The 434-nt window shown below is 28.3% G+C and carries 1 pseudogene; it reads right to left on the bottom strand.

Features of this window, described 5'->3' with window-relative positions:
• A pseudogene (locus ELQ11_RS09700) lies at positions 1–434 on the bottom strand (hypothetical protein); the annotation flags it as partial.

The following is a 434-nucleotide window of genomic DNA, read 5'->3' as shown; positions in this document are numbered from 1 at the left end:
AAACTTAGCTTGCTTACTTAAATCCTCTAATAACTGTGCTTGTGCCATACCTATGCTACCACTACTGCCAAACTCTCCCTTTTCATTGATGCTATAAAGATATAGATTATCTTTTATTATGCTTTGCTCTTTTTTATCTTTTTTGCTTGTTTTGTTTTCTTTTTCATTACTTTCTTTTATTTTTACTTCTTTAAAAGTTTTAGAACATTCTTTATTGGTATATAATCTTACACAACATTTTCCCCAAGTTTTTCCTATTTCAAAGGGATAATCTTTTAAAAAGCTAGGGTTAGTATCTTTAGCTATTTCATTGATTTTTAAATAATACTCCCCTTCAGGTAAAGTGCCAAATCTATCTTGAATGCTTTCATCATCATAGTAAAAATAAGCCTTTCCACTTTTGCTTTTATCTTTTTCATCTTGGTAAAAATAAT

Origin of the sequence: Campylobacter sp. US50a (genome assembly GCF_004379015.1) — a bacterium.
In the GTDB taxonomy this organism is placed as follows: Bacteria; Campylobacterota; Campylobacteria; order Campylobacterales; family Campylobacteraceae; genus Campylobacter_D; species Campylobacter_D jejuni.
This window is presented reverse-complemented; position numbering and strand designations above follow the sequence as displayed.